Origin of the sequence: Rhodoplanes elegans (genome assembly GCF_016653355.1) — a bacterium.
Taxonomy (GTDB): domain Bacteria; phylum Pseudomonadota; class Alphaproteobacteria; order Rhizobiales; family Xanthobacteraceae; genus Rhodoplanes; species Rhodoplanes elegans.
The window spans coordinates 1-18,109 of sequence record NZ_NHSK01000090.1; the positions used below are offsets into that span (position 1 = coordinate 1).

At 70.5% G+C, this 18,109-nt stretch carries 17 protein-coding genes; 5 read left to right on the top strand and 12 right to left on the bottom strand.

Annotated elements, in window-relative coordinates; translation table 11 throughout:
- Positions 1 to 149: 149 nt before the first annotated feature.
- From iorA to CCR97_RS11920, 5 genes are read left to right on the top strand one after another with little or no spacing between them, the layout of a single operon-like run.
- On the top strand, positions 150 to 1,982 hold the full coding sequence (iorA, locus tag CCR97_RS11900) for an indolepyruvate ferredoxin oxidoreductase subunit alpha (RefSeq protein ID WP_338049074.1): 1,833 nt from the start codon (positions 150 to 152) through the stop codon (positions 1,980 to 1,982).
- Positions 1,982 to 2,884, top strand: a complete 903-nt coding sequence (locus CCR97_RS11905; protein ID WP_111358412.1) for a 2-oxoacid:acceptor oxidoreductase family protein — start codon at positions 1,982 to 1,984, stop codon at positions 2,882 to 2,884. Before iorA ends, CCR97_RS11905 begins: the two co-directional genes overlap by 1 nt.
- Positions 2,881 to 4,050, top strand: coding sequence for a 2-oxoacid:acceptor oxidoreductase subunit alpha (locus tag CCR97_RS11910; protein WP_111358411.1), 1,170 nt, complete (start codon positions 2,881 to 2,883; stop codon positions 4,048 to 4,050). Before CCR97_RS11905 ends, CCR97_RS11910 begins: the two co-directional genes overlap by 4 nt.
- Complete coding sequence (locus CCR97_RS11915; RefSeq protein ID WP_111358410.1) at positions 4,043 to 4,888, top strand: thiamine pyrophosphate-dependent enzyme; 846 nt, start codon at positions 4,043 to 4,045, stop codon at positions 4,886 to 4,888. Before CCR97_RS11910 ends, CCR97_RS11915 begins: the two co-directional genes overlap by 8 nt.
- Complete coding sequence (locus tag CCR97_RS11920; RefSeq protein ID WP_111358409.1) at positions 4,885 to 5,439, top strand: 2-oxoacid:acceptor oxidoreductase family protein; 555 nt, start codon at positions 4,885 to 4,887, stop codon at positions 5,437 to 5,439. The genes CCR97_RS11915 and CCR97_RS11920 overlap by 4 nt, the downstream gene beginning before the upstream one ends.
- Positions 5,440 to 5,593: 154 nt before the next feature.
- Here the strand turns inward: CCR97_RS11920 and CCR97_RS11925 are convergent, their stop codons facing one another.
- From CCR97_RS11925 to CCR97_RS11980, 12 genes are all read right to left on the bottom strand, one after another.
- Positions 5,594 to 5,983 (bottom strand): hypothetical protein, encoded by a 390-nt coding sequence (locus CCR97_RS11925; protein ID WP_111358408.1) that lies wholly within the window; start codon positions 5,981 to 5,983, stop codon positions 5,594 to 5,596.
- 1 nt (position 5,984) lies between these two features.
- Positions 5,985 to 6,689, bottom strand: a complete 705-nt coding sequence (locus CCR97_RS11930; protein ID WP_146618808.1) for a hypothetical protein — start codon at positions 6,687 to 6,689, stop codon at positions 5,985 to 5,987.
- 154 nt (positions 6,690 to 6,843) lie between these two features.
- On the bottom strand, positions 6,844 to 8,007 hold the full coding sequence (locus CCR97_RS11935) for an FUSC family protein (protein WP_170145929.1): 1,164 nt from the start codon (positions 8,005 to 8,007) through the stop codon (positions 6,844 to 6,846).
- Positions 8,008 to 8,300: 293 nt separating this feature from the next.
- Positions 8,301 to 8,867 carry a type 1 glutamine amidotransferase domain-containing protein gene (locus CCR97_RS11940; RefSeq protein ID WP_111358405.1) on the bottom strand — a complete coding sequence of 189 codons (567 nt, stop codon included), beginning with the start codon at positions 8,865 to 8,867 and terminating at the stop codon, positions 8,301 to 8,303.
- Positions 8,868 to 9,093: 226 nt separating this feature from the next.
- The gene (locus tag CCR97_RS11945) at positions 9,094 to 11,361 is read right to left on the bottom strand and encodes a xanthine dehydrogenase family protein molybdopterin-binding subunit (protein ID WP_111355173.1); all 2,268 of its coding nucleotides are present in this window, start codon (positions 11,359 to 11,361) and stop codon (positions 9,094 to 9,096) included.
- Positions 11,362 to 11,373: 12 nt separating this feature from the next.
- On the bottom strand, positions 11,374 to 12,414 hold the full coding sequence (locus CCR97_RS11950) for an FAD binding domain-containing protein (RefSeq protein WP_111355174.1): 1,041 nt from the start codon (positions 12,412 to 12,414) through the stop codon (positions 11,374 to 11,376).
- A gap of 2 nt (positions 12,415 to 12,416) precedes the next feature.
- On the bottom strand, positions 12,417 to 13,055 hold the full coding sequence (locus tag CCR97_RS11955; RefSeq protein ID WP_111355175.1) for a (2Fe-2S)-binding protein: 639 nt from the start codon (positions 13,053 to 13,055) through the stop codon (positions 12,417 to 12,419).
- Between the two features lie 172 nt (positions 13,056 to 13,227).
- A complete protein-coding gene (locus CCR97_RS11960; RefSeq protein WP_111355176.1) occupies positions 13,228 to 14,052 on the bottom strand; it encodes a sugar phosphate isomerase/epimerase family protein in 825 nt (274 codons plus the stop codon).
- Positions 14,053 to 14,124: 72 nt separating this feature from the next.
- On the bottom strand, positions 14,125 to 14,952 hold the full coding sequence (locus tag CCR97_RS11965) for a sugar phosphate isomerase/epimerase family protein (protein WP_170145650.1): 828 nt from the start codon (positions 14,950 to 14,952) through the stop codon (positions 14,125 to 14,127).
- Positions 14,952 to 16,460 (bottom strand): tripartite tricarboxylate transporter permease, encoded by a 1,509-nt coding sequence (locus CCR97_RS11970; protein ID WP_111355177.1) that lies wholly within the window; start codon positions 16,458 to 16,460, stop codon positions 14,952 to 14,954. The genes CCR97_RS11965 and CCR97_RS11970 overlap by 1 nt, the downstream gene beginning before the upstream one ends.
- Positions 16,461 to 16,472: 12 nt before the next feature.
- Positions 16,473 to 16,988: a tripartite tricarboxylate transporter TctB family protein gene (locus CCR97_RS11975; RefSeq protein ID WP_111355178.1), complete on the bottom strand. Its 516-nt coding sequence runs from the start codon at positions 16,986 to 16,988 to the stop codon at positions 16,473 to 16,475.
- Positions 16,989 to 17,063: 75 nt separating this feature from the next.
- Positions 17,064 to 18,068, bottom strand: coding sequence for a Bug family tripartite tricarboxylate transporter substrate binding protein (locus tag CCR97_RS11980; RefSeq protein WP_111355179.1), 1,005 nt, complete (start codon positions 18,066 to 18,068; stop codon positions 17,064 to 17,066).
- Between the last annotated feature and the right edge of the window lie 41 nt (positions 18,069 to 18,109).

Here is an 18,109-nt window from a genome sequence, read left to right on the forward strand (position 1 = left end):
GGGTGGGGAGGGGGAAAACCGCTGGCCACTCGATGTCCGTGAATGACACCCCTTTGACCTTTCTCAACCCCCGATCCGACGAGACGGACCAGAGTGATTCCAAACTGAGGCGGTCCGCGCAGATGGGCCGGATCGACAGGGAGCACGACGTGAGCATCGACGCGGTGCAGGACCAACGAGCCGAGACGCGCCGGCGGACCGCCGAGGCGCTGCCGCTGACCGGCAACGAGGCGATCGCGCGCGGCGCCTGGGAGGCCGGCGTCAAGGTCGCGGCCGCCTATCCGGGCACGCCCTCCACCGAGATTCTGGAGAGCCTCGCGACCTATGATCCCGCCGACATCACGGCGCAGTGGTCGGTCAACGAGAAGGTGGCGCTCGACACCGCGATCGGCGCGTCCTTCGCGGGGGTGCGCACGCTCGCCGCGATGAAGCATGTCGGCCTCAACGTCGCGGCCGATTCGCTGATGAGCTTCTCCTACATCGGTGCCCATGGCGGGCTGGTGCTGGTCGTCTGCGACGATCCCGGCATCCACTCCTCGCAGAACGAGCAGGACACGCGGCTGTTCGCCCGCCTCGCCGGCGTGCCGGTGCTGGAGCCGGCCGACGCCCAGGAGGCGCTCGACTACGTCAAGGCGGCCTTCGATCTGAGCGAGCAGTTCGACACGCCCGTGATCCTGCGCGGCACCACGCGGCTCTCGCACACGCGCAGCATCGTGACGGTCGGCGCCCGCACCGAGACGGCGTCACGCGGCTTCATCGGCGACCACACCCGCACCGTGACGATCCCGGCCAATGCGCGCCGGCTGCACCCCAAGGTGATCGCCCGCGAGGCGGCGCTGTCGCAGTGGATGGTGACGTCGCCACTGACCAAGCGCGACGACGGCACCGACCGGCGCTGCGGCATCGTGACGAGCGGCCTCGCCTATCTCTACGTCAAGGAGGCGGCGCCGCAGTTCCCGGTGCTCAAGCTCGCCGGCTCCTACCCGCTCGCCGCCGACGCGATCCGCGACTTCGCCGCGACGGTCGAGCGCGTGATCGTGGTCGAGGAGCTCGAGCCCGTGCTCGAGGAGGCGATCCGCGCGATGGGCATCCCGGCCGAGGGCAAGAGCCTGTTCCCCCGGCTCGGCGAGCTGTCGGTCGAGCTTCTCCGCGAAGGCCTCGCCAAGGCGGGCCTCGTCGACATGCCGGTGCCGTTGGCGCCGATCGACATCACGCCGATGGCGCGCCCGCCGGTCCTGTGCTCCGGCTGCCCGCACACCGCGAGCTTCTACGCGCTGCGCAGCGTCGGGGCGCATGTCGCCGGCGACATCGGCTGCTACACGCTCGCCGCCATCGACCCGCTGCGCTCGATGGACACCTGCGTCTGCATGGGCGCCAGCATCGGCAACGCCGTCGGCATGGCCAAGGCCGGCACCGAGAAGCCGGTCGTCGCCACCATCGGCGACTCGACTTTCCTGCATTCCGGCATCCCGCCGCTGATCGACGCGGTCTACAACAAGGCCGATCTCACGGTGCTGATCCTCGACAACCACATCACCGCGATGACGGGCGGACAGGATCATCCCGGCACCGGCCGCGATCTGCGCGGCGCGGCGGCGCCGCGCGTCGACTACGCGGCGCTGTGCCGGGCGATCGGCATCGACTGGGTCCGGGTCGTCGACCCCTACGAGGTCGGACGCTTGTTGCAGACGCTGCGCGAGGCGACGGCGCATCGCGGCGTATCCGTGATCATCGCGTCACGGCCCTGCGTGCTCGACCCGGTGAAGATCAAGGGCGCGCCCGTGGCGGTGCGCGCCAGCGCCTGCATCGCCTGCCAGTCCTGCATGAATCTCGGCTGTCCCTCGATCACCTGGTCGGGCGAGCTGTTCGAGGGCCGCCACAAGGTGACGATCGACGCCACGACCTGCATCGGCTGCACGATCTGCGCCCAGGTCTGCCCGACCGACTGCATCCAGCCGGTGACGAGGGGAGCCCCCAACTGATGCGTCCGCTGCCGCACGAAGACGACTCCGCGCCGGCGCCACGCCCCGCGACGGCCGGCCTCAACATCCTGGTGGTCGGCGTCGGCGGCCAGGGCGTGCTGATGATCTCCAAGGCCCTCGCACTGCTGGCGCAGCGTCGCGGCTTCGCGGTGAAGCAGAGCGAGGTGCACGGCATGGCGAAGCGGGGCGGCATCGTGTTCAGTCACGTGCGCTTCGCCGAGCAGGTGTGGTCGCCGACCATCGCGCGCGGCGAGGCCGACGTGCTGGTCGCGCTCGAATGGGCCGAGGCACTGCGCTGGCTCGATCATCTGCGCCCCGGCCGCGGCATCTTCATCGCCGACACGCGGCGGATCGTGCCGCCCTTCGCCTGCCGCAGCCGCAAGCCGGGCGCGCCCTCCGCCTATGCGCGCGAGACGCCGGCCGACGTGGTGGGCCGCCACGCCGAGGGCTGCGCGCTCGATGCCACCGGCATCGCGACGGCGCTCGGCGATTCACGCGCCGCCAACACGGTGCTGCTCGGCCGCCTCTCCGCGTGGCTCGATTATCCGGTGTCCGACTGGCACGAGGTGATCGCCGCGATCGTCCCCAAGGGCACGCGCGAGATCAACCGCGCCGCCTTCGACGCCGGCCGCGCCTGGACGGCGCCCGATCCCGACGAGAGCGAGGCGACGGCCCTCGCGACCGCCGCGCCGGCGCCCGATCTACACATCGGCGTCACCATCGACGCGGCCTGGTGCAAGGGCTGCGGCATCTGCGTGAAGCTGTGCCCGGAGCGCTGCCTGGCGATGAGCGGGCCGACCGCGATCGTGACGTCGCCGACGGCCTGCACGGGCTGCCGGGTGTGCGAATGGCTGTGCCCGGACTTCGCCGTCACGGTGCGTAACGAAGGAGTGCCGGCATGAGCACGCTCATGACGACGGGGCTTGCCACGACGCGGCTCACCGCCCTGCACGGCAACCACGCTTGCGCGCTCGCCGCCGTGGCGGCCGGCTGCCGCTTCTTCGCCGGCTACCCGATCACGCCGTCGAGCGAGATCGCCGAGCACCTGTCGCACGAGATGCCAAAGGTCGGCGGCACCTTCGTGCAGATGGAGGACGAGATCGCCTCGATCGCCGCCGTGATCGGCGCGTCGCTCGGCGGGCTCCGCGCCATGACGGCGACGTCCGGCCCCGGCTTCTCGCTGATGCAGGAGAACATCGGCTACGCCGCGATGACCGAGACGCCCTGCGTGATCATCGACGTGATGCGGGGCGGCCCGTCGACCGGCATGCCGACGCGGCCGGCGCAGGGCGACGTGATGCAGGCGCGCTTCGGCAGCCACGGTGATCGGCCCGTGGTCGCGCTCGCGCCCGCCTCCGTGCAGGAGATCTACACCGAGACGATCCGCGCCTTCGATCTCGCCGAGCGGCTGCGCACGCCCGTGACGGTGCTGTACGATCAGGTGATCGCGCAGCTTCTCGAGAGCGTCGCCGTGCCGGCACCTTCGACCATTCATGTGCGCGATCGCAAATGGGCGAACGGCGCCGGCAAGCCGTTCGAGCCCTATGCGGCGGACGACGACGGCATCCCGGCGATGGCGCGGCCCGGCGACGGGCATCGCGTCCACACCACCGGGCTGACCCATTCCGAGAGCGGCTTCCCGACCCAGGCGCCGCCCGTGGTCGACCGCATGATGCGGCGCCTGCTCGGCAAGATCGACGTCCACGCGGCGCTCCTGGAAAAATACGAGACGCTCGCGACCGACGACGCCGAGGTGCTGATCGTCGCCTACGGCATCACGGCCCGCGCAGCGCGCCGCGCCGTCACGGTGCTGCGCGAGGCCGGCATCCGGGCCGGCCTGTTCCGGCCGATCACGCTGTGGCCCTTCCCCGAAGCTGCGCTGGCGCGGCTCGCCGGGCGCGCCCGCGCCGTGCTGGTGCCGGAGATGAATGCCGGCCAGCTCGTCCTCGAGATCCAGCGCATCCTCGGCCATGCGCCGCCGGTGCGCGCGCTCGGCCGCATCGACGGCGAGCCGATCACGCCGAACGAGATCGCGACCGCCGTCAAGGAGCTCGCCGTCCATGCTTGACGCCACGCCCCACACGACGTTCGACCCGAAGGAATGGCTGCGGCTCGCCTACATGCCGCATTTCATGTGCCCCGGCTGCGGCCACGGCATCGCGCTGCGCGCGCTGCTCGCCGCCGTGCACGACTGTGGCATCGCCAAGGACGACCTCGCGGTGGTCTGCGGCATCGGCTGCTCGGGCCGGGTCGGCGGCTACATCGACGCCAACACGGTGCACACGACGCACGGCCGTCCGCTCGCCTTCGCCACCGGCCTGAAGCTCGCCCGGCCCGACCTCACCGTGGTGGTCGTCACGGGCGACGGCGACTGCCTCGCCATCGGCGGCAACCATTTGATTCACGCCGCGCGGCGCAACCTCGACATCACCTGCCTGATGCTCAACAACGAGGTCTACGGCATGACCGGCGGCCAGGCGTCGCCGACCACGGCGCAAAGCCGCTTCACCTCGACGACGCAGGCCGGCGCCATCGAGCCGACCTTCGACGCCTGCGCGCTCGCCGCTGCGGCGGGGGCCGGCTTCGTCGGCCGCGAGGTGACGCGCCAGGCGCCGGCGCTCAAGACGCTGATCGCCCGCGCGCTGCGCCACAAGGGTTTCTCCTTCGTCGAGGTGATGTCCGACTGCACCGAGATCTACGGCCGCAAGAACGATCTCGGCGAGGCGCCCGAGATGATCCTCAGTCAGAAGGCCGACATGCGGCCCGAGGCGCATCGCGACGCGCCCGACCAGCCGTTCCGGCCGAACGCGCTGCCGACCGGCGTGTTCGTCGAGCGCGACCTGCCGGAATACGGCGCGCGGCTGCGTGCCCACGCCGCGGCGCTGCGCGGGGAGGTGACGCCATGACGATGACTCCGGCGACCAACCGACGCGAGATCCGCCTCGCCGGCTCGGGCGGCCAGGGCCTGATTCTCGGCGCGCGGATCCTGTTCGAGGCCTTCGCCGTGGAGGGCCGGCGCGCCTCGCAGTCGCAGAGCTACGAGCCGACCTCGCGCGGCGGCTTCTGCCACTCCGACGTGGTGGTGAGCGAGGACCTCTCCGACTTCCCGCTGGTCACCGGGCTCGACGCGCTGATCGCGCTCGATCAGGTCGGCTTCGACCGCTCGATCGCGCTCGCCAAGCAAGACGCGCTGGTGATCGCCGACCTGCGCATCGACACCACGGCGGCGCAGGGCCGCCGCCTGCACCGGCTGCCGCTCGCCGAGCGGGCCGTGGCGACCGGCAACGCCCGCATCGCCAACATGGTGGCGCTCGGGGCGTTCGTCGCGCTGTCGGGCCTCGTGCGCGCGGCCTCGCTGGAGGAGGCGATCCGCCGCGAGACGCCGGAGAAGTTCTCCGAGCTCAACCTCACCGCCGCCCGCGTCGGCCTGGCGCTGGGGGAACGGCTGGCGGCGTAGAGCGAGGCGACGTGAAACCGCGACAGGTACAGACTTCGTCATGGCCGCGCTTGTCGCGGCCATCCACGTCTTTGCAGCGGCGAAGCAGACAAGATCGCGGATGGCCGGGACGCGCCCAGCCATGACGGTGAGGTGAGGCATGCGTGCCCGCCCCCTACCCCTCGCACTTCTTGTTGGACGCCGCGTCCGTCCCGGTGGCGGCGCGGCATTGGCAGCGTGGCGGGCGGTCGAGCAGCGACACCGTGACGGTGGTGATGCGGTCCTTCTTGACCACGAGCTCGCACAACGGCAGCGGGTCGCCCGAGCCGGCGACGGCGAGCTTGTGGGTGCCGACTTGCTGGCGCAGCACCGCGGCGCCCTTTTTCAAAGGCTCGAGCGCCTCGGAATCGAGGATGAGCTTCAGGTGTGGCGGCGGGTTCGCCGGGACGGTGCGGATCTCGATGTAGCCGGTCGACTTCTCGAGCTTGCAGGCCGACAGGCCGATGGCGCCCAAGGCCACGATCACGGAGGTCGCGGCGAACCCCGCCGCGCGAGAGAAACGCATCTCACACTCCGGGCGGCTTGAGCCCACCGATCAGCGACTTCAGCTTGGTCGAGGCATCGCGGATCTCGCGCGTGAGATTGCGGATCACGGCGATCGCCTCGGAGGCGCGGCGCACCTGCATCAGCTCGTCGATGAAGTCCTCGCGGGTCTGCAGGGTGCGCAGGAGATCGGCGAACTCCTTTCGCGCGCTCTCCAGATCCTCGCTGGCGCGCTCGGTCTCGGTGACGAGCTTGCGCCACTGGTCGAGCAGGAACTCCTTCTCCTCGGGCCGGAAGCGGGCGTCCTGCTCGATCGCCTTGAGCTTGGCGCGGCCGTGCGCCAAGGCCTTGGCGCCGAGCTGGGAGACCGTGCCGTTGTCGGAGACCGCGCCGAGCAGGCCGGCGACCATGCCGCGCAGCTCCTCGATCTCGGAGCGCGCCTTGCCGACGTCGGACAGCTCGTCGATGGTGCGGGTGGTGTCCTCGATGCGCTTGGACAAATCCGGGTAGCTCTTCTTCAGCTCCTCGACCTGCTTGGCGTACTCCTCCACCGGCGTTACGGCATCGCCGCCGCCGCTCGACGAAGAGCCCGAGCCGGCCGACTGGGCGAAGGCCGGAGCGCCCGCGATCACCAGAGCCGAGACGAGCAGAAGAAGCGCGGGCAGCCGCGCGATGCGCGAAGAAAAGCCCGATGCGGCCGGGCGCGGAGCGACGAGAGATCGGAGCATGGCGCGGGCCTCGCGGCGGGCCGGGCGGCCGAAGCGGCCGGCGGCGGCAATGGATCGGTCACGCACTAGGCCCCTACACTTGGGGCGGATTCTTGGCGCCCGCAAGCCCAATCGTCGCAGCCGCGCCGCAGCCGTGCGGCCGCCCCGCCGGTGCTCAGCGGCAGCGCGCCGGAAGCTGCCGTGGCGGCGTCCGCTCGGGCTGCTCTGCGCCGCCCGGGCGCCAGAAGGCCAGCACGGCGCCGACCAGCGCGAGCCCGCAGCCGATCAGGATGTCCTCCAGCCGCTCGACGATGAGGGATGAGACGGAGCGCGGATCGGGCAGCGCGAGGCGGAACGCGATCAGCAGCATCACGGCGATCAGCGCGGTCTGCAGCCAGAACCGCTTCGGCATCTGCAGCGGGATCAGCGGCGCGATGGCGAGGATCAGCACGATCGAGACGAGCGGGGTCGCGATGGTGTGGATCACCACCCAGGCGACGACGACACCGACCGTGGTGCCGAACATGAACTCGACGATGCGCCGATAGGTGGCCTCGGCGCCCGGCTGCATGACGACCAGCGGCGCCACCGTGATCCAGATCGCCCGCGTCATGCCGAGAGCGACGCCGATCCACAGGCCGAGCGCCGCGACGGCGCCGTAGGCGAGCGCGTAGCGCAGCCATTCGTGATGCCGCTCCAGTCGCGGAACGACGAGGCCGGGCGGGATCGGCATCGGCCCGAAGCGCAGATGATCGACGGTGCGCACGGCGGCGGCGACCACGAAGGCGAGGCCGGCGAACCAGTAGTCGCCCGGCGCGAAGGCCGGCATGCCGGCGGCGAGGCCGAGCGAGATGGCGCCGAAGCGGGCGCCGAGATGCGGCCCCTTGCCGATCCGGGTGAGCCAGCCGGCGGCGACGAGCGCGACGCAGAACAGCGGCCAGAACGGATACTCGTAGCCGTGCAGCGCGGTGCCGAGCGCGACGCCGACCGCCATGCCGACGCCGATCTGAACGAGGGCGAGGAGCCGCGCGCCGAGACCGCGCTCGTCCTCGTCGGCGAAGCACGCCATCATGCCGATGAGTGCGCCGAGCAGCGCGCCGCCCGGCGCGTCCATCAGCGTGCCGGCCGCGAACGGAATCCCGATGGTGACGAGGAACAACCACGAGCGCCGCAGCCCCGCCGTGTCGGGCACGGCACGCCGGGACAGATCGCGCGCGGAACGCCACGACAGGTCTCGCGCGGCCCGCTGCGAAAGGTCGCGCGCGACGCGCAGCACGCGCACCAGCGGGCGGGCGAAGAGGCGGCGACGCGTGGGACCCGGCGCGGGTCGCAGCGGCACGACGGCATCGGAGGAACGACGGGGAGCGGACGACAACAACTCGGTAACCATGACTCGTTCGGACGCGGCCTCGCTCGGATGCAGCCGCCGCCCGGCCGGTACCAGGCGCGTCCACCCCTGCGATGCGTGGGAGGCGACATAATAGGGCGACAATGGGCGCGGCCCGGAAGCCGGACCGCGCCAGATCATCGTCGTGATCGGATGTTGCGTCCCTGTTATCAGGCGATCGGGGCAGGATTATGGACCCGCCCGGGGGACGGTCGGGCGCGGCGCCCGGAGCGTCGCTCGGCCCCCTACTCGGCCGCCCGGCGGGTGTGGCGCCCCTCGGAAAACTCCTCGATCATCTTGCGGTTGAAGGCCGGAATGTCCTGCGGGTTTCGCGAGGTGACGAGCCCCTGGTCGGTGACCACCTCCTGGTCGACCCATTCTGCGCCGGCGTTGCGCAGATCCGTCTGCAGCGACGGCCAGGACGTCACCTTGCGGCCCTTCACGCCGCCCGCGTCGATCAGCGTCCACGGGCCGTGGCAGATCGCAGCGATCGGCTTTCCGGTCGTGACGAAGTGCTTCACGAAGGCGATGGCTTTCGGCTCCAGCCGAAGCGCGTCCGGATTGATCACGCCGCCGGGCAGCAGCAGCGCCTCGAACTCGTCCGGGCGCACCTGGTCGAGGGTGCGATCGACCGGGATCTGGTCCTTCTTGTCGTGATGATCGAAGCCCTGGATTTGTCCGGACTTCGGCGACACCACCGAGACGTCGGCGCCACTGTCGCGCAGCGCCTTCACCGGCTCGGTCAGCTCCACCTGCTCGACGCCGTCGGTCGCCAGCACGGCCACCTTGCAGCCTTTCAGATCACGTGCCATGTCGTCTCTCCTGGTTCCTGATTTGATGTCTCCCTCCCGCCTTCTCTGCCCACCAGAGTCGTCGTCGTAGGGTGGGCAAAGGCGTGCCGAAGGCGCGACGTGCCCACGCAGTTGTAGGGTGGGCAAAGGCGCGAAGCGCCGAGCCCACGCCGTCCGCGTGTCCCGCACGCACGGGCATCACCGACCGCGTGGGCACGCTTCGCTTTGCCCACCCTACGGAGTTGGCTTAGGCCAACAGATCCTCGATCCTGATCGGCAGGTCGCGGATGCGCTTGCCCGTCGCGTGATGGACGGCGTTGGCGATCGCCGCCGCGGTGCCGACATTGGCAAGCTCGCCGAGCCCCTTGACGCCGGCCGGGTTCACCTCGGCGTCTTCCTCGGGCACCATGATCACCTCGATCGACGGCACGTCGGCGTTCACCGGGATCAGATACTCGGCGATGTTGTCGTTGATGTAGCGGGCCTCGCGCGGATCGATCTCGGTCGCCTCGTGCAGGGCCGAGCCGATGCCCCAGATCATTCCGCCCATGAGCTGGCTGTGCGCGGTGCGCGGATTCATGATCCGCCCGCCCGCGAAGGCGCCGACGGCGCGCGGCACCCTCACCTCGCGGGTGCGCGCGTGAATCCGCACCTCGACGAACTCGGCGCCGAGCGCGTACATGATCTTGTCGCCGTGCGGCCCGCCGGTGAGCACCGCTTTGCCGCCATAGACCTGACGCAGGCCATCCCGCGGCACGCCGGGCGGCAGATACTCGGCATACTCCTCCAGCGCCGCGGTGCCGAGCCGCTTCATCACGTCGGTGACGCTTTCGGCGGCACCATCGGAGGCGACCGCACGGCCGTCCGTGAACGACAGCTCGCCGGGCGCGCGGCCGGCGAGCGGCCCGTCGTTCGCCGTCGAGGCGGCGCGCACCAGCTTCTCGCGGATCGCGTCGCACGCCATGATCACGGCCGAGCAGACACTCGCCGTGGTGTTGGAGCCGCCGGCGACCGGGCCCGGCGGCAGATCGGAATCACCGAGCTCGACCCGGACGGCGGCGAGCGGCACGCCGAGCCGCTCGGCCGCCTGCTGGCCGATCACCGTGTAGGCACCGGTGCCGATGTCGTGCGCCGCGACCTGCACCCGCACCTCGCCGCTCGGCAGCAGGCGCACGCGCGCCGCCGTGGCGCCGAGATGCGTCGGATAGCACGCGGTGGCGCAGCCCCACCCGATCAGCCAGTCGCCGTCGCGCATCGAGCCCGGCGCCGGGCTCCGCTTCGACCAGCCGAACGCCGCCGCCGCCTCGTCGTAGCACTTCATCAGCGCGCGCGACGACCACGGCTTGCCGCTGACCGTGTCCTTGGTCACGTCGTTGATGCGGCGCAGCTCGACCGGATCCATGCCGAGCTTATGCGCCAATTCGTCCATGGCGCTTTCGAGTGCGTAGACATAAGGCACCACGGGCGGCGAGCGCATGAAACCCGGCGTGTTGCGGTCGGCATGGACGACGCTCACCTTGGTCGCCACCGTGCCGAAGTCGTAGAGCCGCACCGTGTCGGCGACGCCGGCGACCTTGTAGGCGTCCGGGCGCGACGTGACCTCGCGGCCCTCGTGCGTGTAGGCGACGATCTTGCCGTCACGCCGCGCGCCGAGCCTGATGCGATGCCGCGTCTCGGCCCGGTAGGTCGCGATGGTGAAGCCCTGGTCGCGGGTCGCGACGAGCTTCACGGGGCGCCCAAGCGTCTTCGCCGCGAACGCGACCAGCGCGGTGCGCGGCGTCATCTGCGCCTTGGCGCCGAAGGCGCCGCCGACGAACGGGCTGACGACACGCACCTTGGCCGGATCCATGTCGAGCCGCTTGGCGACGGCGTTCTTGAGCCCGTAGACGAACTGGCTCGGCTCGTGGATGGTGAGCCGGTCGCCGTCCCACAGGCAGGTCGTGGTGAACAGCTCGATGGCGTTGTGGTGCTGGGTCGACGTGCCGTACGCGGCCTCGATCGTCACGTCGGCCGCGGCGAACGCCGCCTCGGCGTCGCCCGCCTTGGGGAACTCCTTGCCGGCCGGTTCTTCCGTCACGCCATTCGACTCGAAGGTGGCGCTCGGGTTCTCGCGCGCATAGGCCGGCGTCACGGCGTGCGCCGCCTCGCGCGCCGCTTCGAGCGTCTCCGCCACCACCATGGCGATGATCTGCCCGTCGTGGGCGATCTCCGGGCCGAGTTCCTGCACCGAGGTCGACGGACCGCCGCCGCCCGGAACGTAGTCGAGATGCTTCAGCGCCTTGGTGTTCTCGGCCGTGAAGATCTCGACGACGCCGGGCACGGCGCGCGCCGCCGCGGTGTCGAGGTCGGTCAGGCGACCGCGCGCGATGCCGCTGGTCACCAGAACGGCGTGGGCGAGATTGCCGGCCGGCATATCGGACGGATAGCGGGCCTCGCCCGTCACCTTCAGGCGAGCATCGAGGCGCGGCTCGGGCCGGCCCATGTTGGCTTTCGGTTCGGGAGCGGCGGTGCTCATGATCGACTCCGGTCAGGCGTTCAGGCGGGCGGCGTCGAGCAGCGCACGCACCAGCGTGGCGCGGCCGAGCGGCACCTTGTAGGCATTGTGCTCGCGCGTCTGCGCGCCGGCGAAGGCGGCCTCCGCCGCCGCTTCTGCGGCGTTCTCGTCGAGGCGCCTGCCCTTCAGCGCCTCCTCGGCCGCGGGCGCTCGCCACGGCACCGTGGCGACGCCGCCGAGCGCGATGCGGGCGTCGCGCACCGTCCCGTCGTTGGCGAGATCGAGCGCGACGGCCGCCGAGGCGAGCGCGAAGTCGTAGGACTCGCGGTCCCGCACCTTCAGATAGAGCGAGCGCCGTGTCCACGCACCCGACGGCACCACGATCGACGTGATCAGCTCGCCGGGCGCGAGCCGGGTCTCGACGTTCGGATCGGAGCCCGGCGGCTTGTGCAGCTCGGCGACTCGCAGAGCGCGCCGCCCCTGCGGCCCGGTGATCTCCAGCGTCGCGTCGAGCGCCACCAGAGCCTGGGCGAAGTCGCCCGGATAGGTCGCGATGCAGGCGTCGCTGGTGCCGAGCACGGCGTGCTTGCGGTTGATGCCGTCGAGTGCCGCGCAGCCGGAGCCCGGCTCGCGCTTGTTGCAGGCCGACCAGCTCACGTCGCGGAAATACGGACAGCGAGTGCGCTGCAGGAGATTGCCGCCCAGCGTCGCCATGTTGCGCAGCTGCTGGCTCGCGGCGAGCTCGAGTGCCTGGGCGATCACCGGATAGTCGCGGCGCACCGCCGGGTGATCGGCGACCTGCGCCATGCGGGCGAGCGCGCCGAGCCGCAGGCCGTCGCCCGTCGCCGCGATGCCGCCGTGGCGATCGGCCAGCGGGTTGATGTCCACCACTGTCGTCGGCCGCATCACGTCGATCTTCATCAGATCGAGGAGGGTGGTGCCGCCGGCGACGAACTGCACCGGCGCCTCGACGGGACTGCGCCCATCCGAAGCGGAGGCTCGTGCCGCCGCCTGCGCGGCCGCCTGCGTTGCGACATCGAGACTGTCGGCACGCTGGTAATGGAAGGGCTGCATGGTCAGGCCCCCATCTCGGTCTTCGCCTGCTGGATCGCGGCGACGATGTTGGGATAGGCGGCGCAACGGCACAGATTGCCGCTCATGTACTCGCGGATCTGCGCGTCGCTCGTCGCGTGCCCCTCCTTGACGCAGGCGACCGCGGAGAGGATCTGGCCCGGGGTGCAGTAGCCGCACTGGAACGCGTCGTGATCGACGAAGGCCTGCTGCATCGGATGCAGCTTGCCGTCCGGACCGGCGAGCCCCTCGATCGTCGTGATCTCGCGCCCCTGCGCCATCGTCGCGAGGGTGAGGCAGGACAGCACCCGGATGCCGTCGAGCAGCACCGTGCAGGCGCCGCACTGACCCTGATCACAGCCCTTCTTGGTGCCGGTCAGCCCGATGTTCTCGCGCAATGCATCGAGGAGGGTCGTGCGCACATCGAGCGCCAGCCGATGCCGCTGCCCGTTGATGGTCAAACTCACATCGAGCGGCCGGCGCAGATCGGCGGCCGGCGCGGCGGCCTGGGCCTGCGCCGCGGCGCCGCCGAGCAGCGGGACCATCGCACCGCTCGCCGAGGCGCCGAGGAAGCTGCGGCGATCGAGGCCGGCCGAATCCGCGGAGGCGTGCGCCTCGGGTCGCCCGGAAGGATCGGGGGTCATGGGAACTCCGTCGCGTTCTTGAAGCTCGCGCCGGTCCCGGCCGGCACTCGTCGTCTAGAACGTCTCGAAGCTCACAAGGTTCGGTGGATGGGCCGACATCACCGCAGCGGCCGCGACGTACCGCCTCGCGCGAAGGCGGACGTCGTCACGTCTGCGGTCGCGCGGCCGTCTCTCAGCACGCGTTGGAAAATCGCTCCAGGCAGGTCTTCAGCACCTCGTCGCCCGGCTTCTTCCACCAGTCGTCCGACGAGAAGATCTCGACCTCGTGGTAGCCGGTGAAGCCGGCGTCCTCGATCATCTTCGCGATGGCCGGCAGGTCGATGACGCCGTCGCCCATCATGCCGCGGTCGAGCAGCATGTCCTTGGTCGGCACCAGCCAGTCGCAGATGTGATAGGCGAAGATGCGTTTCTCACGGCCGGCGCGGGCGATCTGGCTCGCGAGGTCCGGGTCCCACCAGACGTGATAGGCATCGATCGCGACGCCGACGTCCGGCCCGAGCCTCTCGCAAAGATCCAGAGCCTGGCCCAGCGTGTTCACGCAGGCGCGGTCGCCCGCATACATCGGATGCAACGGCTCGATGGCGAGCGGCATTTTTGAGGCGCGGGCATGCGGCAGGATCGCGGCCATGCCTTCTGCCACCATCTCGCGGGCGCCGACGATGTCGCGCGAGCCCTTGGGCAGGCCGCCGACGACCAGCACCAGGCACTCGGCCCCGATCGTCACCGCCTCGTCGATGGCGCGGCGGTTATCGTCGATCGCCGCCTGCCGGCCGGCCGCGTACGGTGCCGGGAACATGCCGCCGCGACAGTAGCCGGTGACGTCCATGCCGTGATCCTTGATCACCTTGGCGGACTCCTGCAGCCCGAACGCGGCGACCTGATCACGCCACGGATCGACGGCCTTGATGCCGTGCCGGGCGCAGGCCGCGACGGCCTCGCCGAGGTTCCACTGCTGGCGCACGGTGGCGAGATTGATCGACAGGCCTTTGTTGGACATGGCTGAACCTGAAGTGATCTGGTCGGGAGGTGGCGCGAGACGCGACGAGTGCGCGCGAGCGCCGGGAACGGGTCAGGGGATGGCTTCGAGAAGGGCGCGGACATAACCGGCGGCGCGGGCCGCGCAGGCGGGGCCGTCCGGCTCGTAGACGAAGGGTTCGACCCCGATCACGTCGCGCCAGCCGACGTCGCGCAGCGCTGCGACGATCGGCGCGAACTGCAGGTCGCCCTCGCCCGGCCCACGCCGGTTGGGGTCGTTGAAGTGGACGTGGCCGATCAGGCCGGTCGGGATCCAGCGGCGGATCAGATCCGGGATCGTCTCCGCCTCGGTGACGGCCGAGGACGAGCAGTCGATCATGGTCTTCAGCGCCGGATTGCCGACCGCGGTGACGATCGCGGCGGCCTCCGCGACCGTGTTGATGCAATTCGTCTGGCGCTTCGACAAGGGCTCGATGCAGTAGACGACGCCGGCCGCGGCCGCCGCGGGCGCCACCGCCGCGAAGGCGTCAGCGGCGCGCTCGAGGCCCTCGGTCTCGGCGCCCGGATCGAGCCTGCGCTGGTCGGGCGAGCCGTGGATCAGCACCCCGGCGCCGAGATCGTGCGCCAGCTCGCACAGGCGCCGCATCACGTCGATGCTCTTGTCGCGAACGCCTCTGTCAGTTGTCGTGATCGACAGGCCCGCGGGCGCCCGCATCAGATAATGGAGGCCGGTGATCGCGATCCCGGCGTCCGCGGCGGCGCGGCGCAGCGCGGCGCGCTCGGCCGCCGGCATCAGATGCGGCGCGTCGGAGAGCGTGAACGGAGCAATCTCCAGCCCGTCGTAGCCGACCGCCGCGGCGAAGCCGCACTGCCGCTCGAACGGCAGCGCGGCGATCACCTCGTTGCACAGCGCGACGCGCATCAGGCCTTGTTCCAGCCGAACAGCCGCGCCACGCCGCGCTGCACGGCCGGGATGGCGCCGAGGATCACCAGCGCCGTGGTGATCCACAGCACCGCCGAGATCGGCCGGGTGAAGAACGGCGTCATGTCGCCGTCGGCCAGCACCAGGGCGCGCCGCAGGCTCTTGTCCAGGATGTCGCCGAGGATCACGCCGAGCACCAACGGCGCCATCGGGTACTTCATCTCGCGCAGGACGAAGCCGAGGATGCCGAAGAACAGCGTGACGTAGATGTCGAACAGCCGCAGCGTGATGGCATAGGGGCCGATGACGCAGAGCACGAACACGACCGGCATCAGCCGCTCGCGCGGCACCTTGAGGATCTTCAGGAGCGGCCGGGTGAGGAGGATGCCGAAGATGCCCATCGCGAGGGTCGCCAGCACCACCATCCAGACAACCTGGAAGACGAAGTCCGGGCTCTCGATCATGATCATCGGGCCGGGCCGCATGCCGTGGATCAGCATGGCGGCGAGCAGCACGGCGGCCGGCGCCGAGCCCGGCACGGCGAGCGTGAGGGCCGGGATGATGGCGCCCGGGATGGCGGCGTTGTTGCCGGTCTCGGCGGCGCACAGGCCCTCCTTCGAGCCCTTTCCGAACAGCTCCTTCTCCTTGCTCGCCCGACGCGCCGCCGCGTAGGAGATCCAGGCGCCGATGTCCTCGCCGACGCCCGGAATGATGCCGACCGCGGTGCCGATCAGGCCGGAACGCACCACGGTGCGACGGTAGTCCCAGAGGTCCTTCCAGCGCGGCACAACGTGATCGACCACGCTGGTCGCCATCTCGGCGGCGCGGTTGCGCATCACGGTGAGGATCTCGGCGACGCCGAACGTGCCGACCAGGGCGGGAATCAGCGCGATGCCGCCGGACAGTTCAGACCAACCGAAGACGAAGCGCTCCTCGGCATGGATGCCCTCCTGGCCGATCATCGCGACGAACAAGCCGAGGAAGCCGGCGATCCAGCCCTTCAGCGCGTCGTCGAACGAGCACATCTGGCCGGCGATGACGATGCCGAAGATGGCGAGCCAGAAATACTCGTAGGACTGGAAGTCGAGCGCGATCTCGGCGAGCGCCGGGGCGATGATGGCGAGAAACAGCACGCCGATGAAGGTGCCGATCATCGACGAGGTGGTGGCCAGCCCCATCGCCTCGCCGGCGCGGCCGGCCTTGGCGAGCGGGAAGCCGTCGAGCGTCGTCGCGGCGTTGGCCGGCGTGCCCGGGATGTTGAGCAGGATGGCGGAACGCGAGCCGCCGTAGATGGCGCCGACATAACAGGAGATCAGCACCAGGATCGCCTGCTCGGGTGCCATCTTGTAGGTGAGCGTCGTCAGCAGCGCGACGCCCATGGTGGCGGTCAGGCCGGGCAGCGCTCCGATCGTGATCCCGACCAGCGTGGCCCAGCAGACGTTGAACAGCGTGGTGAAGTTCGCGAACGTCTCGAACGCGGCGAACAGATGCCCCAGTCCCTCGAACATGATCGATAACCTTTAAGGAAGCCGGACGAGGAACAGCGTCTCGAACATGTAGGGGATGAGGCCCGCCGCCAGAACCGCGATCAGGGCCGCGATGGCGAACTTGCGGCCGCGCGAGGCCCAGGCCTCGTTCCGCTCCCATTCGAAGGCGACGATGAACACGAACACGAACAGGCCGGTGGCGAACCAGAACGGCGTGTGGCCGACCAGCACCACGGAGTAGACGAAGCACAGCACCGAGCAGAGCGCGAGACGGCGCCAAGCGGCGCGGCGCTCCTCCGGCGTGTCGTCGTCGAGCGGGATCTGCGGCCCGAAGGCGCCGGCGAAGGCCGAGCGCAGCGCCAGCACCAGGCCGAGCAGCGCGATGACGGCTCCGAGCAGGCCGGGCACCAGACCAGGCGCCGTCCACGGATTGATGCTTCGCTCCTCGAGCCGCGGCATTCCCCACGATTCGGCGAAGGCCGCGACGCCGAAGACCACCAGGATCACCCCGGTGATCAGGTCGGCGCGGGCGAGAGGTCTGGTGTGCATGGATCCTCGCGAGATGGGCAGGACGTGATGCGGGGCGGGCCGGGCCCGCCCCGCCGCGTGATCGATCGGGTCCGATCAGGGCTTCGGAATGCCGACAGTCGCGGGATCGACCTTGGCTTCCTTGCGCTCCCACATGCCCCAGGCGAACTCCTGGATGGCCGGCATGACGGCCTTCTTGGCCTCCTCGCCGTAGAGGGCCGCGACGATGGCGCCGCGCTGGGTCGCGTACTTCTTCAGCGCCTCGGACTTGCCGACCTTGTCCTTCCAGATCATCTCGAGCGTGGTGATCACCTCGGCCGGCGTGCCCTTCGGCACGAAGATGCCGAAGTAGTTGTCGGTCGCCTTGTAGGCCGGGATCGACGACGTGATGGTCGGGATGGTGCCGACGCCCTCGAGCTCGAGCGGTTTGGTGGCGAACACGCCCAGCGCCCGCAGGCGCTTGGCGCGAAGCATCTCGGCCTGCTCGACGGCGAGCTGGGTGGTCGCCTGGGTCTCGCCGCCCGCGGTGGCGATGACGGCCGGGTTGCCGCCGTCATAGGTCACCTGGCGGGGCTGCACGCCGGCGGCCTGGGCGAAGGCGCCGAGCGCCGCGCCGCCCGAGGAGTTGATGCCGGCGGTGGCGACCGTGATGCCGTTCGGCTTCTCCTTCATGGCCTTCACGAGGTCGTCGAGCGTCTTGTAGGGGGTCGCCGCGTTGACGCCCATCACCGACGCGTTGATCACGCCGAGGAACAGGTGCCAATCGTCGAGCTTGGTGTTCAGGAGCCCGGTCACCGGATAGGTGCCGAGGTCCTTGGCCGCCCCCGAGGCGAACATGTAGCCGTCCTTCGGCGCCTCGACGACCGACTTGGTGCCGATCGAGCCGGACGCGCCCGGCTGGTTGACGATCACGACCGTCTGGCCGATCGCGCCTTCGATCTCCTTCGCCAGGAGCCGCACGACTTGGTCGGTCGAGCCGCCGGCGCCCCACGGCACCACGACGGTGATGGGCTTGGTCGGCTTCCACGGATAGTTCTGGGCGTCGGCGACGCCCGTGAGGGCGAGGACCGCCGCGGCGGCCGCGAGCAGGGTTCGTTTCATTCGAGGTCTCTCCCTTTGTGTCGTTGGTGAGGACGTGATCG